The sequence below is a fragment of the Vibrio sp. 1874 genome, assembly GCF_033344395.1.
Lineage (GTDB): Bacteria > Pseudomonadota > Gammaproteobacteria > Enterobacterales > Vibrionaceae > Vibrio > Vibrio alginolyticus.
In genome coordinates, this window is sequence record NZ_JAWPOR010000003.1 from 330,444 (window position 1) to 352,234 (window position 21,791).

A 21,791-nucleotide genomic window follows, 5' to 3' on the forward strand; every position below is an offset into this window, starting at 1 on the left:
TCTGATAGGGCAGTCGACTAGGCTGCCTTAACGAACTTTGCTAGGAATGCATCCTTACGTTCATTAAAGCGGCGTACAAGGTCGTCAACCGCTTCTTGGTCATATGGCTTCAAGCCACTTGCAACCATGCGCTTAATACCTTTGCCAACGACTTCACCGTCTTCTTTGAACGCAAAGTTTAAGGTGACTACACCTCGTTTTCCTTCTACGCCGAATGTTGCGCCAGTGAAATCCACCTCTGGATGCGTAAGGTCTAAGCGTGAAAATTCGACTTCCATACTTTCATAAATAACTAATGGACGCTGGCAGTTGATCATCATTTGCTTCTCTTCCATAAGAGGAACCATGATGTGAGGGAAGTTCATACCAGAAAATTGCACGTAATTTGTCACTACATGCTCAATAAATGCCGGATCGTGGTTAGTTTCACCTTCACGGGACATGTGTAAGTATTCTTTACCTGCCTCGTCAACAACAGCGCTTTCTTTGTCACACTTATTTTCAATATGAAGTGCTACACCATCGTTTACCATGCCAGAGAAGTTAAAACGCATCTTTTGGCTAACGCCTTCTTTACTAAGGAGCACTGCGAAAAGTAAATCCCCAGGGACACAAAAGCGTTTGTTGTCTTCATCATGAATTGGGTTGTAGTCACCTGCGACACGTTTTGCAAAGTGGCTTGCTTGTTCGCGAGTGAACTGAAACTGGTGATTAGTGTTTGAAAAATAAGGTGTTAGAAACATAATTTTTACGTAGTAACCAAAACTGTGTGGGATTATATGCGAATATCTGCGTAGCAATGGTCCATCCAGTGAAAACTTCACCGTATCCTAACAATAAGACACTATTTCGGCGGATAAACCGTTAAAAACGCATACTTTAGCAACGCTTTTATTTGTGAAAACAATAAACAACGACCTTTTCGCTCGCCTATCTTTTAAAGTATAGCCATCAAAGTAGACTGGCGTTCATAAATAGTGCCATCAACATGTTTAATCGTATGTAAAAAGGCTCCACGCTGAACGTAGAGCCTTCAAGTCATTATCTGTTTATTCGATGAAATGCCAGTTATGCTTGGTTATTGAACACTTGGTAACAAGCTCTCTGGCATGAGCGTGTTGTGGATAGCCAGCTTAAGCAGAGTATTTGCCTGTTCAATGTCTGGAGCAAAGTAGCGATCTTTATCGTAGAACGATACTTTTTCACGCAACATTTGTTTCGCAATCTCAATACGCTCAGAGGACTTGTTTGGTGCTCTAAAGTCTAGGCCTTGTGCTGCTGAGAGGTATTCTACCGCCAGAATACCGCGAGTGTTTTCGCCCATTTCTTTCAATCTGCGAGCCGCGAATGTTGCCATTGACACGTGATCTTCTTGGTTTGCAGATGTTGGCAAGCTGTCTACTGACGCTGGGTGAGCGAGCGTTTTGTTTTCACTTGCTAACGCAGCAGAGGTCACCTGAGCGATCATGAAACCAGAGTTCACACCACCATTGTCGACTAAGAACGGTGGCAGTTTTGATAGCGCGCTATCGATAAGTAATGCCATACGACGTTCAGACAAGCTGCCGATCTCGGCAATCGCAAGTGCTAGGTTGTCGGCTGCCATTGCAACAGGCTCCGCGTGGAAGTTACCGCCAGAGATGATGTCACCATCTTCAGCAAACACCAACGGATTATCTGATACGGAGTTCGCTTCTACTTGTAATACTTCCGCCGCATTGCGGATTTGCTGTAAACACGCGCCCATCACTTGAGGCTGACAGCGCAAAGAATACGGGTCTTGTACTTTTTCACAGTTAGTGTGCGAATCACCTATTTCACTCGATGTGTCTAACAAATGACGGTATGCGAGTGCTGCGTCCATTTGGCTGCGATGACCACGTACACGGTGAATGCGCGGATCGAATGGACGTCGGCTGCCGAGAGCGGCTTCAACAGACATTGCACCACAAACGGTTGCTGACGCGAAAAGGTCTTCCGCGATAAACAGGCCTTCCAATGCGAACGCTGTGGATGCCTGAGTCCCATTTAGTAGCGCTAAGCCTTCTTTTGGCGCCAGAGTGATAGGCTCTAGACCTGCGATTTTTAATGCTTCTTGCCCGGAAATGATTTTACCGTTGTGGCGAGCTTGTCCTTCTCCCAGTAATACAGTGCTCATATGGGCTAGAGGAGCTAAGTCACCTGATGCGCCAACAGAGCCCTTTTTAGGTACACAAGGGTAAACTTGTGCGTTGACTAGGTCGGTCAGCATATTAATGACTTTTAGGCGAATCCCAGAAAAGCCACGAGACAGACTATTGATTTTTAATACCATCATCAGACGAACCGTTTCATCTGACATAAACTCACCGATACCTGCCGCATGAGAAAGAACGATACTGCGTTGCAGTGTTTCTAAATCTTCTGGTGCTATTCGTGTGTTAGCCAATAGCCCAAAACCAGTGTTAATTCCGTAAACCGTTCTATCTTCCGCGATGACTCGGTCTACGACCTGTGTGCTTTCTTCAATGGCCGGAATGGCTTCAGGATCCAAAGTAAGGTTGACTGGTGAACGGCTCACTTGGCGTAGTTCGTTTAAGCTAATATGACCTGGCTTTAGCGTTAAATTTAACATCTCTTTCATCCTTACTTGAGCTTCTTCAGTTCTTCGTTGAGCATTGGCAAATCTAGCCCTTGCTCTGCTGCACATTGTTTAGCGATATCGTATCCCGCATCAGCATGACGCATGACACCAGTTGCTGGGTCGTTATGCAACACGCGGGCAATACGTTGTGAGGCATCTTCGCTGCCGTCACAGCAGATAACCATACCTGAGTGTTGCGAGAAACCCATTCCTACGCCACCACCGTGGTGCAGTGAAACCCAAGTTGCGCCGCCCGCCGTGTTGAGTAGCGCGTTTAATAATGGCCAGTCTGATACGGCGTCAGAACCGTCCATCATACCTTCGGTTTCACGGTTCGGGCTTGCTACAGAACCAGAGTCTAAGTGGTCTCGACCAATGACAACGGGCGCCTTAAGTTCGCCATTTTTCACCATTTCGTTGAATGCTTGACCAAGACGCTCACGATCTTTAAGACCAACCCAGCAAATACGCGCAGGTAAACCTTGGAACTGGATGCGCTCGCGAGCCATATCTAGCCAGTTATGTAAGTGCGGATTATCTGGAATTAGCTCTTTTACTTTTTGGTCGGTTTTATAGATGTCCTCAGGATCGCCAGAGAGAGCAGCCCAACGGAAAGGACCGATACCTTCACAGAATAGAGGACGAATGTAGGCTGGAACGAAGCCAGGAAAATCGAATGCGTTTTCTACGCCTTCTTCCAAGGCCATCTGGCGGATGTTGTTACCGTAGTCGAGTGTTGCGGCGCCGCGATTTTGCAGCTCTAACATCGCTTGAACTTGCACAGCCATGGATTTTTTCGCTGCTTTTACGACCATTGCTTCATCTTGCAAACGCATTTCCGCTGCGTGAGACATGCTCCAGCCTTGTGGTAAATAGCCATTGAGCGGGTCGTGTGCAGACGTTTGGTCTGTTACGACATCAGGCGTGATATTACGTTCTACCAGCTCAGAGAAAACGTCTGCTGCATTACCTAGTAGACCAACCGATACTGGTATGTCTGACTCTTTAATGATAGCTAGCGCTTCATCTAAAGAAGTCGCTTTCTTATCGACATAGCCTGTACGTAGGCGGTAATCGATACGTGATTCATCACACTCTACTGCAATCATGGAGAAGCCCGCCATTGTACCAGCGAGAGGTTGAGCTCCACCCATGCCACCGAGACCACCTGTTAGAATCCAACGGCCCTTTGCTTCACCGCCAAAGTGTTTTTTTGCAACAGATACGAACGTTTCGTATGTGCCTTGTACGATACCTTGCGAGCCAATGTATATCCAGCTGCCAGCGGTCATTTGGCCGTACATCATCAAGCCTTGTTTATCGAGCTCGTTGAAGTGTTCCCAGTTTGCCCAATGAGGAACGAGGTTTGAGTTTGCGATAAGCACGCGTGGGGCGTTTTTATGGGTAGGGAAAACACCAACAGGCTTGCCTGATTGAACTAAAAGCGTTTGGTCATCTTCGAGTCTTTCAAGTACTTCAACAATCTTGTCGTAACATTCCCAGTTTCGCGCTGCTCGGCCAATGCCGCCATATACAACCAGTGAATGTGGATGTTCTGCAACATCAGGATCAAGGTTGTTCATCAGCATACGAAGAGGGGCTTCGGTTAGCCAAGATTTTGCGCGCAGTTTATCTCCGTGAGGTGCACGAATTGTTCTGCTTGTATCAAGTCGTGGATCTTGTCCCTGGCGCTGTGTCATTTCAGACTCCTTTAGTTTCTCGTGATGACCAAGTACTTGCTTGGTCGTAATAATCAGTGGCATCTGGGATGCATTATGGTTTGTGCTGTTTTTCCGCCATCGCGTTGGCGATATCCCAACACAAACGGGCAGCTAATCGTGCTGTTTGACTATCGACGTCATAATTTGGGTTGTATTCGGCGATATCAGCCAGCATTAGCTTATTTTTGTAATGAAGAATTCGATCTAAAAAGGGTGCAATAGTGTCGTAACTCACTCCCCGAGCTGCTGGTGCGCTGACTCCAGGTGCGGTTGCAGCAGGGAATACATCCAGATCAATAGTCAAATAGAGGTAGTCACAGTCGTCAATAAAATGCTGAAGCTGAGTTAAGTGATAACTGTGGTTTAAGTAGCAGAGCTGATTGTCCTCTACATACCAAACATTTAACGCATCTGCTTTTTCAAATAGCGCTTTAGTGTTGCTACTGCGGCTTACACCAATACAAGCGTAATGAAAGTCCCAATCGTTACGTTGACAAAAATGGTGAATTTGGTTGAAGGGTGTACCAGAGCTCGGTCTTATGTCGGCGAGGTTACTCTCGAATGCGCGCAAATCGAAATGCGCATCGAAATTGATAATGCCGATTTTAGGCTTCTTCTCTGGATGGTGCGCTTTAAAATATTCCGCTAAGCCGGAAAACGAGGCCCACGCAATCTCATGCCCACCACCCAGCACGATGACTGGCGTATGGGGCAGTGCGCTTGAAATGGTTGCTGCACATAGAGCTTGGCTCTCTTCCAGTAAGTCGTCTTCACACACCACAGTACCTAAGTCATATAGTGGGGCGTCTTGGTGCCATGCTAAATTAGCGAGTGCTCGTCGGATTAAGTCTGGCGCTTTTTTCGCGCCAATGCGTCCTTTGTTTCTCGCAACGCCAGCGTCGGTAGCAAAACCGAGTAATGAGACGCCATGCGCAACGGCACTCAACTCATCTGCTTTTTGGCGTTGAACAACGTGATGAATTCGCTGACCAAGCTTGCCGTCCTCGGCATCATGACGGCCTTGCCAATGAAATAGGGGAGAGTGTAGGTCGAATTGAGACATATTATTGGCCTCCGTGTGAAATGTATTCACCATTTACTATACGACCTACCAGACGTTTTGCTCCGACTTGATAGCTTAAATCCGCAGGGTTTTCGATATCCCAGATAGAGAAGTCCGCATCAAACCCTACTTTGATTTCGCCACGTGAGTTTTGATAACCCAGAGCTTTGGCTGCATGTTGCGTTACACCACGCAGTGCTTCTTGCGGTGTAAGGCGAAATAGCGTGCACGCCATATTCAGCATGAGTGTGAGATCAGAAAATGGTGATGTACCTGGGTTGACGTCCGTAGCAATTGCCATCGGCACGTTATGCTCTCTCAATAACTCAATCGGTGGTAACTGAGTCTCTCTTAGAAAATAAAAAGCGCCAGGCAATAGAGTGGCGACGGTGTTTGATCGAGCAAGTGCTTTAACACCTTGCTCATCTAAAAACTCGATGTGATCCGCTGACAGACCGTTGTATTGCGCAGTGAGGGCTGTACCACCGAGATTAGAAAGTTGCTCAGTATGCCCTTTAACCTTTAAGCCGTGGCGTTTTGCAGCTACAAACACTTTTTCTGTTTGTTCAAGATTGAAACCAATCGATTCACAAAAAACATCGACACTCGTAGCTAATTCTTCCTTTGCGACAACAGGGATTATGTCCTGACAAATGTGCTCAATATAATCATCTGCACGACCTTGAAACTCTGGCGGAATAGCGTGAGCGGCGAGAAGTGTAGTGGTGATTTTAACTTTGCGCTCTTGCTCTAGCATTTTGGCGGCACGGAGCATTTTTATTTCATCATTCAGTGTCAATCCATAGCCAGATTTCACCTCGACAGAAGTGACGCCACTCGCGAGTAACCCATCTAAACGTGGTAACGCTAACTCAACTAGTTGTGCTTCGGTTGCAGAGCGTGTCGCATGTACCGTTGAGAGAATCCCGCCGCCTTGTTTGGAAATTTCTTGATATGGCACGCCGTTTAAGCGCATTTCAAATTCGTTGGCACGATTGCCCGCGTAAATAAGATGAGTGTGGCAGTCGATCAAACCTGGCAGAACTAACTGGCCTTGAAGATCGATACTCTGAGGGTAATGTTGGGCAGACAACAGAGACTCGGTTTGCGGTGCGTCTTCACCAATGGCACAGGTACTGATCGCAACGATTTTTCCAGATTGAATACCAATGCGCGCTGGAGGCGTTGGAAGGTATCCGCATTCTCCCGATTGCATGGTAACTAGACGTGCGTTTTCAATCAGCAAATCCATGTTTGTGTCCCTGTGTTTATTTGTATCATTAAATGTATATACAAATAAATAGAGCAAAATAAGAACACTGACAAGGTTGATGTTGCTAAAATGTGATCAAAACGTAGATCTAGAGGACAAATCTTGTCCTTAAATGAGCACTTTTGAGCTCAGCTTATATTTGCTACCAGGGTGATAAAGTAGGGCGGTACTGACTAATTTATCTTGGCTCCACGTTCTGCGATTCAAGAGAAGGCAAGGTTCATTGGCTTGCATTTTTAAGTCTTGCTTAATACGGCTTTCAGGCACAATTGCCTCTACAGTATGTTCTATCGCGCTGAGTGGGCAATTATTTGACAGGTATTGATTTGGAGTGATTTGTGTGAAGTCTTGATTTAAATAACTCGGAGCATATTGGCTATTCACCCAGCGGAGCTCCAATTGAATCGGCGTTTGGTCTTCATAGTGAATAATTTCACTGTAAAACACTGTCGTGCCTAGCATAACGCCGAGTTTTGTCGCAATGTTGTCATCTGCTTTTATGGCAATCTGTTTGAGCACTTTACTGCCATACTTTCGCCCTCTATCGCTGACTTCTTCGGCAATGTTTCGAATGTCTAGCAGGGGAGATTCTGACTTTTCACCAGGATCACACACGAACGTGCCTAAGCGTGGGCGACGTTGTAATCGGCCCTCATTAACTAAATCCCGAATTGCTTTGTTCACTGTCATTCTACTGACACCAAATTGCTCGGTAAGCTCAATCTCGGTGGCGATGCGATGACCAACTACCCACTCTCCAGCCTCAATTTTATCCAGGATAAATTGTTTAATTTGAATGTAGAGTGGTGCAGACATAATCATTTTCCTTTATTTGACTATACAAATACTGCTTAATTTAGGTACAAATTGCAAACATTTCTCGACGAATGTACAGCTTAGTGACCGAACAATCCTATTGCAGGGCTGAATGACTCTTGCTGCTGAGCATTATTTGGATTGATGATTGAATTCAAACATTTTCTTGTGGTCTATTGCTTGCACAGCAGAAAACAATTGTGTAAACAAACGATCATTAGAAGAAAAGTCGCTAAAAAAGGAAAAATATGTTTAAAAAATTGAAAGCATCACTGGGGATCGGCTCTGCAAAAGTAGATACCATTTTGGACGAAATGAGCGTGTTTCAAGGAGCGACGCTGAAAGGGCATGTTCATATCAAAGGCGGAGACGTCGAACAACAAATTGATGCTATTACGATTAAATTGAACACGGAAATGAAAGTCGAAGTGGATGATAGCGTAAGTTACCAAACCTTCACTATTGATCAATTGAAAGCAGTTGACCCTTTTGTGATTCAACCTAATGAAGAAAAGCAGGTTCCGTTTGAGCTAAAACTGCATGATGAAACGCCAATTACTGCGGTTAGCGCACTTAAGAATCAATGTCATGTTTGGGTCGAGACGACGTTAGATATTGATTTTGCGATTGACCCGCGTGACCGTGACTATATTGAAGTGAAACCACTACCAGTAGCATCTCGGGTTATTCAAGCGATCGAGCAAGCTGGCTTCACTATGGTTAAAGCCGATGTTGAAAAAGGCTTTTTGCGCGGTGGCTCGTTTGCCTCTCGCTCTGGTATTTATCAAGAGCTAGAGTTCCGTAACAGCGGCTTTATCTCATCAAAAGAAATTGAGCTCTCTTTTATTCTGGAAGGGCAGGTCATGCATTGTTTGGCAGAGATTGACCGTTCGCTCAGCTTGGCTGGTGACCAATATCGCTCGTTTACGTTGCCGATCAATGCAACCGATGCTCAAGTCGCTGCCGCAGTTGCACCAACGCTAAATCTATAGCTCTCATCAACTTGATGAAAATATGTACCGATATCCTATTGTGAAAGCGATATCGGTACTGTTATCCATGTTTCTTGCGTTCTCTACGGCTAAAAACTCAAGCGCTGAATTTTCCATTAGATATCGATAGCCCAATACCAGTTCATTAGAGGCATCAGCAAACTCTGTGGGCCCTTCTGTTGAGCCTTGATACCAATGATATTCCAACATCAGGTGATGGTTATCTTCTAAGGCATAACGGTACCCACCCGCAATGGCAATCGTATTATGTCGATAAGGCAGATCGAGCAAGGCACGGTCATCCGAGCGAAAAGTCATGCCAATCATCGAATAAAATGCATGAGCATCACTTAAGTAGCTGTAGTTTAATTGGAAGCCTTGCTCGAAACTGCTACCTTGAAAAGTACCGTGAGCCACATCGTTAAAATACAAACTGCCGCCAATCGATAGGCCGTGATGTTCATTTTGGAACACTTGATACTGTAAGTAAGTAGATAGGTTATTGGCCAGTGTTTGTCCTTCGAAATCATCTTCAAGCACATCATATTGCGGCATTGAAATGTAAAAACGATCTCTGTCTACTTTATCCCGCCCATTTTGTCCGATACCGAAAAGTTTATGGAAGCTTTTCGTCAGTCCATCTAAATGGTTGTCAGCGGCAAAGACCCATCGATAGTTGAGCTCCCACTGCCAACGGTTGCTGACTTGCCATTTGCTGCCTAATTCGATTTGATTGTGGTAATAATCCAGTGCGTATTCATCAGTATGAGCCCAAACACTTGCCACGGTTCCCGAACCATAGGCTTCGACAAACCCAGAGGGCAGACTGTGTCCTGAACGTAGTATGTTGGTGTGACTAACCACTTGCATTGGGGATTGTGCGTAAGAACGCAGCGGGCCATATAAGTCACTTGATGCGAAGGCTTGCAAAGAACATATCGAGGTGCTTAGAAGCACCATAAAGCGCGATTTGAAATAGACCATGATGAATACCTACATACAAACTACTCTATAAAACAACTATATACCTAAATCGCACGTTGAGCTCTCGCCAAGCGTGTTAAGCTTTGTATCGGTTCACACGTAATAGGCAATATTGTAATTTGTTGTGTAAGTTCATTGAGGGGTAATTCCGTTTACAAGTTATGCGGTCTCTTAAAAAAGCATGATCAGATTGTCGTGACGGGTCTGCGGTTAAGTTCTTATGACAAAACAAAATCGCGCTTTGCATTCTAAATGTGAGCTAGGTACAATCCCATTTTCGATAACGGTCCGGTATTCGTGTTACCGAGAGGCCTTTATTGACTCTCAACTATTTTCAACAAATAGCTTCTAATTTGAATAACATGTGTTGCTTGGTGTGCAACACCACTGTAAAGGACATAGCATGCCTATTATTACTCTTCCTGACGGCAGTCAGCGTCAATTTGACAACCCAGTATCTACTATGGAAGTTGCGCAATCGATCGGTCCCGGTCTTGCCAAAGCAACTATCGCTGGTCGTGTAAACGGTAACCGCGTTGATGCGTGTGACCTAATTGAAGAAGACGCAAGCCTTGAAATCATCACAGTTAAAGATGAAGTAGACGGTCTAGAAATCGTTCGTCACTCTTGTGCTCACCTTCTTGGTCACGCTCTTAAGCAGCTTTACCCTCAAGCTAAAATGGCGATTGGTCCAACCATCGACAATGGCTTCTACTACGATATCGACCTAGACGAATCTCTAACGCAAGAAGATCTTGAAAAGATTGAAAAGCGTATGAAAGAGCTAGCGAAAACCAAGTACGAAGTGGTTAAGAAAAAAGTAAGCTGGCAGGAAGCGCGTGATACGTTTGAATCACGTGGCGAACCATACAAAGTGGAAATCCTTGACGAAAACGTATCTCGTGATGATCGTCCAGGCCTTTACCACCATGAAGAATACATCGACATGTGTCGTGGTCCTCACGTTCCTAACATGAGCTTCTGTCAACACTTCACTTTGCTGAATGTTGCAGGTGCTTACTGGCGTGGTAACAGCGACAACAAAATGCTTCAACGTATCTACGGTACGGCTTTCCACGACAAGAAAGCACTGAAAGCGCACCTAACTCGCCTAGAAGAAGCGGCGAAGCGTGATCACCGTAAGATTGGTAAGCAACTAGACCTATTCCACATGCAGCAAGAAGCACCGGGTATGGTGTTCTGGCATCACAATGGTTGGTCTATCTTCCGTGATCTAGAAGTATTCATCCGCGCTAAGCTAGATGAGTACGGTTACCAAGAAGTGAAAGGTCCACTTATGATGGACCGTGTTCTTTGGGAACGCTCTGGGCACTGGGACAAATACGCTGATGCAATGTTCACAACTTCTTCTGAGAACCGTGAATACGCGATTAAGCCAATGAACTGTCCAGGTCACGTACAGATCTTCAACCAAGGTCTAAAATCGTACCGCGACCTACCGCTACGTATGGCTGAGTTTGGCTCATGTCACCGTAACGAACCATCTGGTGCACTACACGGTATTATGCGTGTACGTGGCTTTACTCAGGATGACGCTCACATTTTCTGTACTGAGAGCCAAATTCAAGAAGAAGTAACAAACTGTATCAAGATGGTGTACGATACGTACCAAACATTTGGTTTCGACAACATCGTAGTGAAACTGTCTACTCGTCCAGAGAAACGTGTAGGTTCAGATGAAATCTGGGATCAATCTGAAGAAGCATTGAAGCAGTCTCTTGAATCGATGGATATCCCATACGAAATTCAAGAAGGCGAGGGTGCGTTCTACGGTCCTAAGATTGAATTCACACTATACGATTGTCTAGACCGTGCGTGGCAGTGTGGTACTGTCCAGCTAGACTTCAACCTACCAGGTCGCTTAGGTGCAACTTATGTAGGTGAAAACAATGAACGTCTTGTACCGGTAATGATTCACCGTGCGATTCTAGGTTCACTAGAGCGCTTCATCGGTATCCTTATCGAAGAATATGCTGGTTTCTTCCCAACTTGGTTGGCGCCAGAACAAGCAGTTCTTATGAACATTACTGATAAACAGTCAGGTTATGTTCAAGAAATAGTACAAAAACTACAAAAAAGTGGAATTAGAGCTAAAGCGGACTTGAGAAATGAGAAGATTGGCTTTAAAATCCGCGAACATACTTTGAAGCGTGTACCGTATATGCTTGTTGTTGGTGACCAAGAAATGGAAGCTGGCGAAATTGCAGTGCGTACTCGTAAAGGTAAAGATCTTGGTAAATTTAAAGTGGATGATTTTATTGCATACATCCAAGACGAGATCTCTAGCCGTAAGCTCAATCTGGAGGAATAAGCTATTAAAGGCGGAAGACGTGGCCAACAGCCGGTAAAACAAAACCCGCACCGTATCAACGGTGAAATTCGTGGTATTCGTGAAGTTCGACTAACAGGCGCTGACGGTGAATCAGTTGGTGTTGTATCGATTCAAGAAGCCATTGCAGCTGCTGAAGAAGCTGGTATGGATCTCGTTGAGATCAGTCCTAACGCCGAGCCACCTGTTTGTCGTGTGATGGACTATGGTAAGTTCCTCTTCGAGAAGAGCAAAACTGCTAAAGAGCAGAAGAAGAAGCAAAAGCAGGTCCAGATCAAGGAAGTAAAATTCCGTCCTGGAACTGATATTGGAGACTATCAGGTAAAACTACGCAACCTGACGCGTTTCCTTGAAGAAGGCAACAAAGTGAAAGTAACAATTCGCTTCCGTGGCCGAGAGATGGCACACCAAGACATCGGTGTTGACGTTCTAAATCGTCTTAAGGAAGATACTGCAGAAATTGCTGTAGTTGAATCTTTCCCTAAGAAGATTGAAGGTCGCCAGATGATCATGGTGCTAGCCCCTAAAAAGAAGTAATTAACGGCTCATCAAGTAATTAAAACCTAGCCGCTTTCCTTTATATAAAGGCATATGGCTGGGTTTTGTTCGCCCTAATTACGTTGTTTATTAAACCTACTCAATGCGGAGTTATTCATCATGCCTAAGATGAAAACCAACAAAGGTGCTGCTAAGCGTTTTAAGAAAACTGCTGGTGGTATTAAGTACAAGCACGCTACAAAACGTCACATCCTGACTAAGCGTACTACTAAGAACAAGCGTCAACTACGTCCGAATGCAATCCTTCCAAAATGTGAAGTGGCTGCAGTAATCCGTATGTTGCCATACGCTTAATTCTTTTTAGTTATCAATCGTTTAGTTTAGGAGAAGCATAATGCCTCGCGTAAAACGTGGTGTACAAGCTCGTGCACGTCATAAGAAAGTTCTAAAACAAGCTAAAGGTTACTACGGTGCGCGTTCACGTGTTTACCGCGTAGCTTTCCAAGCAGTTACTAAAGCTGGTCAATACGCTTACCGTGACCGTCGCGCTAAGAAACGTCAATTCCGTCAACTATGGATTGCACGTATCAATGCGGCATCTCGTCAAAATGGTCTATCTTACAGCCGTTTCATCAACGGTCTGAAGAAAGCATCTATCGAGATCGACCGTAAGATCCTTGCGGACATCGCAGTATTCGACAAAGCTGCATTTGCAGTTCTAGTTGAAAAAGCGAAAGCTGCTCTTTAATTAGCAGTTTAGGATTAAGAGAAGGAGAGCATTAGCTCTCCTTTTTTATTGCTAAAATTTATACCCAAATGACTTTTAGCTTGGCTATTTAGAGTATTGTTTATCAGTCTTCTCAATTTATTGGTTAGCATCTTATGTTAGTTATAAGGTAGCTTGGGTATAAATTTTTACGTTTATAAGGGATTAAAAATGATCTACACAACGACCGAAAGCATTCCTGGCAAGCAGATCTCTGAAATCAGAGGGGTTGTAACTGGTAATGTTGTTCAATCAAAGCATATTGGCCGTGACCTCATGGCGGGTATCAAGAGCATTGTTGGCGGCGAAATTCGTGGTTACACGGAAATGATGACCGACGCGCGTGATATTGCTATACAGCGCATGGTGGCGGACGCTGAATCTAAAGGTGCCGATGCAATAGTAGGGATTCGATTTACCACAAGCTCAATCGTAGATGGTTCTTCGGAAATTTTGGCATTTGGTACTGCAGTGAAACTAGCGGACTAGTCTACTTGAATAGCATTGCAAAAATGCTAATAGAGAGCGGTGAATTATTATGCATTTACCGTTCTGTTCCTTTTAGGTTAATTATTCTAGATTTTTGTAGAGAGAATAGGTTTATATTCTCAACTTTACGTTACTATTAAAATTAATCACGATGATTTAGAGTAATTGCTTCACTTTTATTTTGCATATTATTTTATATCTATAATGAAATTGAATTCATATTGAATTTTTCATTTGTTGTGTGAATTCTCCTTTCAGTATATTCATTCATGTTTTTCTTATAAAAATATGAACTTATACCTTGCCAAGCGGTTCTAAATTGTTACAAATACTATACAGCTGTAACATTGCCAAAAGGAATTGTAGATGAGAGATCTGACTCCCGAATACTTGCTAGCCGCATTACGCCAAGCGATTAAAACAAAAGGGCTAACATATCGAGAGCTATCTGAGAAAATGGGTATGCCACTATCTACCTTTAAGAGACATCTTACAAGCACGAATCTCGCTTTAGATAAGTTGCTGGAATATTGTAGAGCGGTTGATTGCACGTTAGATGAACTACAAAAGCTCGCAAATCAATTGCAAGGTGAAGACGAGGATTACTTTAGTCGCACACAGGATGAAGTATTCTTTCAATTCCCTCACCTTTACGACTTTTATCGTGAATTGAGAATGTTACGAGGTAAAGACGGCTATTCTATTTTAAAGAAAAAGTATGACTTGTCTGAGCAGAGCATGTCCGATTACTTAAAAGCATTAGAGTTGTTGGATCTCGTTTACGTTGATGAAGATAAAAATATAACGCTGCACGGACCTTTATATTATAGCTATGCAGAGAACTCCAAGCTCAACGACAAATATACCGAAATCATAAAAGAGCAGACGACTACCCACGATAAGTGTGTTCGCGTTGCTTTGGCGCGTATGAAAATTACCGAAGAACAGCTTTTGTTACTGGAAGATCAAGTCGCAAAGACCGTCATCGATTTTCATTCCAAAAATGTTGTAGCAGAGAACTTTAATGTCTCTGATTTTACTAATATTGTTCTACTTGCTGGGCCACATCAGCCAGTCACATTCTCTGACGGCATTATTGAGACAGAGGGGCGATTTATTGATGATATTCGTTATGCCATCGCATCTGCAGGTGATAAGCCAAGCCTATCTATATAGATTTTGAGCCTTTTTTGAAGAGAGTTTCTGAAAGGGCGTTGCAAAAGAAAAAGCCTAAGACAGCAAATACTTTGTAAGTAGGGCATTCAGCGGTGTTTGCTCTTAATTCAGACTTAAAGTGTTTTGGGCTTATTTCGAATAATACCTGTTCAGTATCTACTTTCGTCATTTTTAACATGCTGATTTCATTCGTTGTTCCTCCCAAAGCCTCTCTCGCTTCCTCTACAAAGAAACCATTCTCGTTGAACCAAGCATCCTGTAGCTACTTGGGTATGCATAATTGGTATCTATTTATCTTCTAATTATAAATTCATACTTGAAATGTTTGTTTTTTGATCTATTATGACGAAGTGTCATTTGTGACGGTTCGTCAACTTTAGTTGCGTTCCTGTATTAAAGAATCGTGTTACAATTATTGGGAGTGTGTTGGTATACGGATCAAAGGATTATGTTTAACTTTCGCTGTAAAAAATATAGCAAGCAAGACGGATGTCGTGTGTCTTCAGGGCTAACAAAAAAGCAACAGGCGATTGCTGATCGTGAGATAGAGCTTATTCAATTGGCTAAGTCTTTAGTTCAAGAGCAAGGCTTTGCCAACTTAACGATGGACAAGCTTACAGCGTCAAGCCCTTATTCTAAAGGGACGATCTACAATCATTTTTGCAGCAAAGAAGATGTGATTCTTGCGCTTTGTATTCATTCGCTGAAAAGCGAAGCAATATTTTTCGAACGTACCGCCAAATTTAATGGCAATACCAGAGAAAAAATCATTGCGATGCATGTAGGTTATCGTATTTACGCTCGTATGGAGCCAGTACTATCAACTTGTGCGATTGTTGCAAAGACGCCTTGGGTTCTAGAGAAGGCTTCGCCTAAACGTGTGAATGAACTGAATAACTTGGAAGAACAAGTAATAGATGGTGCTGATGCGCTGGTGAACAATGCGGTAGAATGTGGTGATCTTAAGTTTTCTCCCGCAATTGGTTCTGATGCTATTGTATTCGCCAACTGGTCTATTGCATTCGGTTCAAACGCTTTGGCGCAAAATGCATCGAACAGTCGATGTATTCAGCGAATTCAAGACCCATTCTCAGTACTGCACAACGCGAATATGTTACTTGATGGTTTAGGTTGGTCGCCTTTATCTACAGAATGGGACTACCGTAAAACCTGGCGTCGAGTGGAGCAGGAGTTATTTAGTGAAGAGCTTGCTTATTTAGAGTCAGTGAATCGCTGATAAACAGGAAAGGCCAATCTGACGTTATGGTTGGCTTTTTTATCGCACCATTGTGACGAATCGTCATTAAATCTCGAAGGTTGGCGTTCAGCCAATGATCACGAGAAGCATAGGAAGTTACTAAAAACTAACTTATGTAGCCAAATTCATTCGATCTAAAGTTTGCATGTCGAGTTTGTCTGGTTATTTACAGCATTTGCTGTTTTTTTTAGTTTTTAAATTTGACGAAACGTCACAAAAGGAGAGTGTGATGCCACATCACAACGTTCAACAATACGCCCGTTCAGGGTGGGGTAAGCTACCAACGAATTACAGTGTATTGGTGATGCTTGCTACCGTTTTATTGATTGTCATAGCAACTATTGGAGGAAAAAATCTTTACTTTAGAGGAGATTACGACATCTTCTTTGATGGAACAAATGAGCAGTTACTTGCGTTTGATGAAATTCAAACCACCTTTGCAAAATCTGACAGTCTTGCTTTGGTTATAGCGCCAAAGAGCGGCACTGTTTTTACTCCTAGCACATTATCTCTTATTCAGCAGATCACTGACGAGGCGTGGCAAGTTCCATACTCGACCCGCGTTGATTCCCTCGCCAACTACCAGCATACCGAAGCGTTTGAAGATGATCTTCTTGTCGAAGATTTACTGTATAGCGAATATGAATTGACACCTCAACGAATAGAGAAAGTCAAAAGTATTGCGTTGAGTGAGCCGGTTTTGAAAAGTTCACTGATTTCTGAAAAAGGAGATGTCACGGTCGTAAACATTACGGTCCAACTCCCTGAAATAGATAAAACTGCTGAAGTACAAGAGGTGGTTGCTTACATAAACGGAATGATTGAACGTTATCAGCAAGTGTACCCAGACACGGAATTCCACAAGGCTGGTATTATTGCAATGAACTACGCGTTTATGACCGCAGCCCAAGATGATAGCGCAACATTAGTGCCTACTATGTTACTAGTGATATTGGTGTTTCTGACCATCATGTTGCGCTCATTGCTTAGCGTCATCGCGACGCTCATCGTTATTATCGGCTCGGTTATGGTGACAATGGGCTTGTCAGGATGGGCTGGTATGTTCTTAAGCACGGCGACCGTTAATGTGCCTACCTTGGTGATGACGCTTGCCGTCGCAGACTGTGTACACATCATCGCGACAATGCGTCAGTCTATGCAAAACGGCTTTAGTAAAGCCCACTCTATTGAGCGAAGTATTGCGCTCAATTTCATTCCTATCTTGATTACCTCCATTACCACCGCGATCGGCTTTTTAATGATGAATATGTCGGATTCTCCAATCCTGAGAGATTTCGGCAACCTATCAGCCCTTGGCGTCATGGTTGCTTGTTTCCTTTCCATCACGTTACTTCCCGCCTTGCTTAATATCCTTCCGGTTACGGTGAAGTCGGATACTTCTGATGAAAGAAAGCACTTTATGGATCATTTAGGAGATTTCGTGGTGTCAAAGCGACATGCTTTATTGCCGTTGTCGGTGCTTGTTATTGTCGCGAGTGCGAGCTTGATTCCACTGAACAAAGTCAATGATGAATCCGTCGAGTACTTTGGCCATAGCAATGAATTTCGCCGAGCGGCTGATTTTATGGAAGAGCGAATCAGTGGCATGGCGAACATCAGTATCGCGATAAAAACCAACGAATCGCAGGGTATTGCGGATCCTAATTTTCTCAATACCGTGGGTAAATTTACTGACTGGCTAAGGTTGCAGCCAGAAACGGACCATGTTGCGACCTTGAGCGATGTTTATAAGCGCCTAAACAAGAACATGCATGGAGATGATCAGGCTTATTACTCGCTCCCTCAAGACAGAGAATTAGCGGCTCAATATCTGCTGCTTTACGAAATGTCACTACCGTATGGTTTAGATTTGAACAACCAAATCAATGTAGATAAGTCGTCGATCAAGATGGTTCTCACCGTGGAGAACTTGGGCAGCGTCGAGCTTGTTGATTTGGAAAATCGCATTTACCAATGGTTTAACGAAAACGCGCCTCAATATGATGTTGTTGCTTCTAGTCCTTCATTGATGTTTGCGCATATTGGTGAAACGAATATGGCCAGCATGCTGTCAACCTTGCCCATTACTCTTGTCTTAATCTCTGCATTACTGATCTTTGCCTTGCGTTCGTTCAAGCTTGGCTTAATTAGTCTTGTCCCGAATATTGCTCCTGCGCTTATTGGTTTTGGTATTTGGGCGCTGGTTTCTGGCGAGATTAACTTGGGATTGTCTGTCGTTGTGACATTAACGCTTGGTGTTGTTGTCGATGACGCCGTTCACTTTCTTTCTAAATATCAACACGCTCGTAAAGATGGCCACAGTGCGGAGCAAGCGGTTCGCTACGCCTTTCGCACCGTGGGGCGCGCGCTTTGGATTACGACTGTCGTGCTTGTTGCTGGTTTCTCTGTTCTGGCGATGTCGAGCTTCCGCTTAAATGCCGATATGGGACAGTTGAGTGCCATTGTTATCTTCATTGCTCTTGTTGTGGATTTCATCTTTCTACCGACTCTACTGATGTTGTTTGACAAAGGCGTTTACGACGAGGTGGAGCGCCGAAATAAGCTTAAATCAACTGACTCTCAAACCAAGACTGTTACTCAGTCATAACGAATTAAAGGATTGAACATGAATTTAGTAAAAAATGCCTTAAAAGTATCAGTACTTTCTGTCTCGCTTATTATGAGTCATGCGGTGTTGGCGGATGAAGCCAAAGGACTAGAAATTGCCCAAGAGCGCAAAGCCCGTGATGAAGGGTGGGGGGATTCTGTTGCTACGATGCAAATGATTCTGCGAAACGCGCAAGGAGAAAGCAGCACACGTTTAATGCGCTTACAATCACTCGAAGTTGATGGCGATGGTGACAAAGGGCTCACGATATTTGATGAACCGAGAGATGTAAAAGGCACGGCGTTTCTTAACCATTCTCATACGGTGGGTGCCGATGACCAATGGCTTTACCTTCCTGCACTGAAACGTGTGAAACGTATTTCCTCGCGTAACAAATCAGGTCCTTTTATGGGCAGTGAATTCGCGTATGAGGATCTCAGTTCCTTTGAGATTGAAAAATACCGTTTCAACTACCTAAAAGATGACAGCATAAACGGGCAAGATGTTTTCGTCGTAGAGCAAATTCCGACCGATAAGAACTCAGGTTATACCAAGCAAACGGTATGGTTAGATAAAGCGCATTATCGTCCACTTAAAGTTGAGTTTTACGACCGCAAAGGCTCTTTGTTAAAAACGCTTTCTTTTTCCGATTACAAGCAATATCTCAACCAATATTGGCGAGCGCACACTATGGCGATGACAAACCATCAAACAGGAAAAAGTACTGAGCTAACGACTAGCGAAATGCGTTTTAACACTGGATTACAAGACAATGACTTTCATAAGAATGTGTTGAAGCGAGTGAGGTAGTGGAGGAAAAATGAAGCGATTAAATGCTGGGTTGTTGCTTAGTGCAGCAGCTTTTTTTTACTCGATGCCTCTGACTGCCGTCGAGCTCGCAGGACAAGTCAATATTGAGCATCGTCAGTTTTTTGAAACGGGCTCTCAGGGTCAGAGCAAAGCGCAAACGTCATTGGTTTTGCAGCCAGAATTTTACTGGGAGATGCAAAATGGTGATGCAAACTTTACTTTCACACCTTTCTATCGTCTGGATGGTCTAGACGATGAGCGAAGTCATGGTGACATACGAGAGGCACTTTATCTGACTCATTGGGATGATTATGAGCTTCGAGTTGGGATTAGTAAGGTCTTTTGGGGAGTGACTGAATCAGCCCATTTAGTTGATGTAGTAAACCAAACAGATGCCATTGAAGCCGTCGATGGTGAAGATAAACTCGGTCAGCCGATGTTACATTTTACCTCTTTCAAAGACTGGGGCACCGTCCACGCAATGTTGTTACCTTACTTTAGGGAACGAACGTTTGCGGGTACAGATGGCCGCTTGAGAACCGACCCCGTTGTCTCTGATGATGCTATCTATGAGTCAAGCAGAGAAGAGAAGCACGTAGATGTGGCTTTTCGATATTCGAAAATGCTTGGCGATTGGGACGTAGGCCTGAGCTATTTATATGGAACAAACCGGGATCCTTACTTTCGTTTTGAGTACGGAGAATTAAAGCCTTACTACGCTCTGATGAGTCATGTCGGTCTGGATGTGCAAGGAATCGTTGGCGATTGGTTATGGAAACTGGAAAGTATTTATCGAGATAGTGCTGATAATCATGTCGGTCTTGTGACGGGCTTTGAGTATACCTTCGTCGGTGCATTTGACACGGTTTGGGATGTGGGGGTTATTGGTGAGTACCTCTATGACAGTCGTGGGAACAACGCACAAACTATCGGTCAAAATGATGTGTTTGCAGGTATTCGTTGGGCGCTCAATGATGAGGACGGAACGGAAGTATTGACGGGAATTACGAAGGATTTAGATAACGATGATGTTTACAATGCTAAGTTAGAAGCATCGAGCCGAATATCGAATCACGTTCAGTGGCAAATTGATGCTTGGTTGTTTAAAAATGAAACACCAAATGATTTGCTCTACTTCGCTAGAGATGACGATTTTATCGAGCTATCTATTCAATACTATTTCTAAAACAAAAGGGCACAACTAAACGGCAGATTAACTAAAGATGACATTTTTGACGTTTTTGTGCTCTTTTTATTCAATAACCTCTTCTTTTCGTAATTCAATTTGGCATTGGTGCCCGGTTTGGCTACTATGTACAGCTATCAAAAAACCAATCACTCCCTTATGGACACTACCTACAGGTAGATGAGGAAACGATGCAACATCTAGAAGAGATCATTGCTAGCGCGAGCACTGCAATTGAAGCTGCCGAATCGCTAGTCGCACTTGATGAAGTGCGTGTTCAGTATCTGGGTAAAAAAGGTGAGCTAACTGCTCAACTTCAAAGCCTAGGCAAACTACCACCAGAAGAACGCCGTGAAGCTGGTCAAGAGATCAACAAAGCGAAAGGCGTAGTTCAGCAAGCTATCGCAGCTCGTAAAGATGCACTACAACGTGCTGAGCTTGAAGCGAAACTAGCAGCAGAAACAATCGACGTAACACTACCAGGTCGTCGTATTGAAAACGGTGGTTTACACCCAGTAACTCGTACTGTAGAGCGTATTGAGAAGTTCTTTGGCGAACTTGGTTTTAACACCGAGGCTGGCCCAGAGATCGAAGATGCATTCCACAACTTCGATGCGCTAAACATCGCAGCTGATCACCCAGCGCGTACTGACCACGATACTTTCTTCTTCAACCCAGACTTGATGCTTCGTACTCATACGTCAGGCGTACAGATCCGTACGATGGAAAATGGTAAACCACCATTCCGTTTCATCGCACCAGGCCGTGTATACCGTAACGACTACGACCAAACGCACACGCCAATGTTCCACCAAGTGGAAGGCATGCTGGTTGATGAGAACGTAAACTTTGCTCAGCTGAAAGGCATCCTGCACGATTTCCTATGTAACTTCTTCGAAGAAGAAGTAGAAGTACGTTTCCGTCCATCTTACTTCCCATTCACTGAGCCTTCAGCTGAAGTAGACGTGAAAGGCAAAAACGGTAAATGGTTAGAAGTGCTAGGCTGCGGTATGGTTCACCCGAACGTGCTACGTAGCGTAGGTATCGATCCTGAAAAATACTCTGGTTTCGCATTCGGTATGGGTGTTGAGCGTCTAACAATGCTTCGTTACGGCGTGAACGACCTACGTGCGTTCTTCGAGAACGATCTTCGTTTCCTAAAACAGTTCAAGTAATCC

General features: G+C 44.0%; 19 protein-coding genes. 12 read left to right on the forward strand and 7 right to left on the reverse strand.

Annotation, left to right across the window (positions count from 1 at the left end):
• Positions 1-17: 17 nt before the first annotated feature.
• The 6 genes from R8N46_RS08885 to hutC all read right to left on the reverse strand — a co-directional run bounded on the left by R8N46_RS08885 (position 18) and on the right by hutC (position 7,496).
• Positions 18-743 (reverse strand): DUF3581 domain-containing protein, encoded by a 726-nt coding sequence (locus R8N46_RS08885; protein WP_115385885.1) that lies wholly within the window; start codon positions 741-743, stop codon positions 18-20.
• 335 nt (positions 744-1,078) lie between these two features.
• Complete coding sequence (gene hutH, locus R8N46_RS08890; RefSeq protein WP_017821814.1) at positions 1,079-2,614, reverse strand: histidine ammonia-lyase; 1,536 nt, start codon at positions 2,612-2,614, stop codon at positions 1,079-1,081.
• Between the two features lie 11 nt (positions 2,615-2,625).
• Positions 2,626-4,323, reverse strand: a complete 1,698-nt coding sequence (gene hutU / locus R8N46_RS08895; RefSeq protein ID WP_115386398.1) for a urocanate hydratase — start codon at positions 4,321-4,323, stop codon at positions 2,626-2,628.
• Positions 4,324-4,396: 73 nt separating this feature from the next.
• Positions 4,397-5,407 (reverse strand): formimidoylglutamase, encoded by a 1,011-nt coding sequence (hutG, locus tag R8N46_RS08900; RefSeq protein ID WP_033905138.1) that lies wholly within the window; start codon positions 5,405-5,407, stop codon positions 4,397-4,399.
• Position 5,408: 1 nt separating this feature from the next.
• The gene (hutI, locus tag R8N46_RS08905; protein WP_115385886.1) at positions 5,409-6,659 is read right to left on the reverse strand and encodes an imidazolonepropionase; all 1,251 of its coding nucleotides are present in this window, start codon (positions 6,657-6,659) and stop codon (positions 5,409-5,411) included.
• Between the two features lie 129 nt (positions 6,660-6,788).
• Positions 6,789-7,496 (reverse strand): histidine utilization repressor, encoded by a 708-nt coding sequence (gene hutC / locus R8N46_RS08910; RefSeq protein WP_115385887.1) that lies wholly within the window; start codon positions 7,494-7,496, stop codon positions 6,789-6,791.
• A 248-nt stretch (positions 7,497-7,744) separates the two neighbouring features.
• Between hutC and R8N46_RS08915 the strand changes: the two genes are divergently transcribed.
• The gene (locus tag R8N46_RS08915; protein WP_017821818.1) at positions 7,745-8,488 is read left to right on the forward strand and encodes a sporulation protein; all 744 of its coding nucleotides are present in this window, start codon (positions 7,745-7,747) and stop codon (positions 8,486-8,488) included.
• 6 nt (positions 8,489-8,494) lie between these two features.
• Here R8N46_RS08915 and R8N46_RS08920 read toward each other — a convergent pair whose 3' ends face one another.
• Positions 8,495-9,472, reverse strand: coding sequence for a DUF3187 family protein (locus R8N46_RS08920; RefSeq protein ID WP_054576442.1), 978 nt, complete (start codon positions 9,470-9,472; stop codon positions 8,495-8,497).
• A gap of 403 nt (positions 9,473-9,875) precedes the next feature.
• Here R8N46_RS08920 and thrS point away from each other — a divergent pair, with 403 nt between their 5' ends.
• From thrS to pheS, 11 genes are all read left to right on the forward strand, one after another.
• Positions 9,876-11,804: a threonine--tRNA ligase gene (gene thrS / locus R8N46_RS08925; RefSeq protein ID WP_005395892.1), complete on the forward strand. Its 1,929-nt coding sequence runs from the start codon at positions 9,876-9,878 to the stop codon at positions 11,802-11,804.
• 3 nt (positions 11,805-11,807) lie between these two features.
• Positions 11,808-12,359, forward strand: coding sequence for a translation initiation factor IF-3 (gene infC, locus R8N46_RS08930; protein ID WP_080276913.1), 552 nt, complete (start codon positions 11,808-11,810; stop codon positions 12,357-12,359).
• 120 nt (positions 12,360-12,479) lie between these two features.
• Entirely contained in the window at positions 12,480-12,674 is a 195-nt protein-coding gene (gene rpmI / locus R8N46_RS08935; RefSeq protein WP_005377932.1) for a 50S ribosomal protein L35, read from the forward strand.
• A 40-nt stretch (positions 12,675-12,714) separates the two neighbouring features.
• Positions 12,715-13,068, forward strand: a complete 354-nt coding sequence (gene rplT / locus R8N46_RS08940) for a 50S ribosomal protein L20 (RefSeq protein WP_004727974.1) — start codon at positions 12,715-12,717, stop codon at positions 13,066-13,068.
• A 189-nt stretch (positions 13,069-13,257) separates the two neighbouring features.
• Positions 13,258-13,575, forward strand: coding sequence for a heavy metal-binding domain-containing protein (locus tag R8N46_RS08945; protein ID WP_005377919.1), 318 nt, complete (start codon positions 13,258-13,260; stop codon positions 13,573-13,575).
• 366 nt (positions 13,576-13,941) lie between these two features.
• Complete coding sequence (locus R8N46_RS08950) at positions 13,942-14,751, forward strand: helix-turn-helix domain-containing protein (protein ID WP_005377917.1); 810 nt, start codon at positions 13,942-13,944, stop codon at positions 14,749-14,751.
• Between the two features lie 448 nt (positions 14,752-15,199).
• A complete protein-coding gene (locus tag R8N46_RS08955) occupies positions 15,200-15,988 on the forward strand; it encodes a TetR/AcrR family transcriptional regulator (RefSeq protein ID WP_005377913.1) in 789 nt (262 codons plus the stop codon).
• 250 nt (positions 15,989-16,238) lie between these two features.
• Positions 16,239-18,617: an efflux RND transporter permease subunit gene (locus R8N46_RS08960; RefSeq protein WP_165401693.1), complete on the forward strand. Its 2,379-nt coding sequence runs from the start codon at positions 16,239-16,241 to the stop codon at positions 18,615-18,617.
• An 18-nt stretch (positions 18,618-18,635) separates the two neighbouring features.
• Positions 18,636-19,427, forward strand: a complete 792-nt coding sequence (locus tag R8N46_RS08965; protein ID WP_025766823.1) for an outer membrane lipoprotein-sorting protein — start codon at positions 18,636-18,638, stop codon at positions 19,425-19,427.
• Positions 19,428-19,437: 10 nt separating this feature from the next.
• Positions 19,438-20,613: a hypothetical protein gene (locus R8N46_RS08970; protein WP_213972296.1), complete on the forward strand. Its 1,176-nt coding sequence runs from the start codon at positions 19,438-19,440 to the stop codon at positions 20,611-20,613.
• A 191-nt stretch (positions 20,614-20,804) separates the two neighbouring features.
• Positions 20,805-21,788: a phenylalanine--tRNA ligase subunit alpha gene (pheS, locus tag R8N46_RS08975; protein WP_005385470.1), complete on the forward strand. Its 984-nt coding sequence runs from the start codon at positions 20,805-20,807 to the stop codon at positions 21,786-21,788.
• Positions 21,789-21,791: the final 3 nt, after the last annotated feature.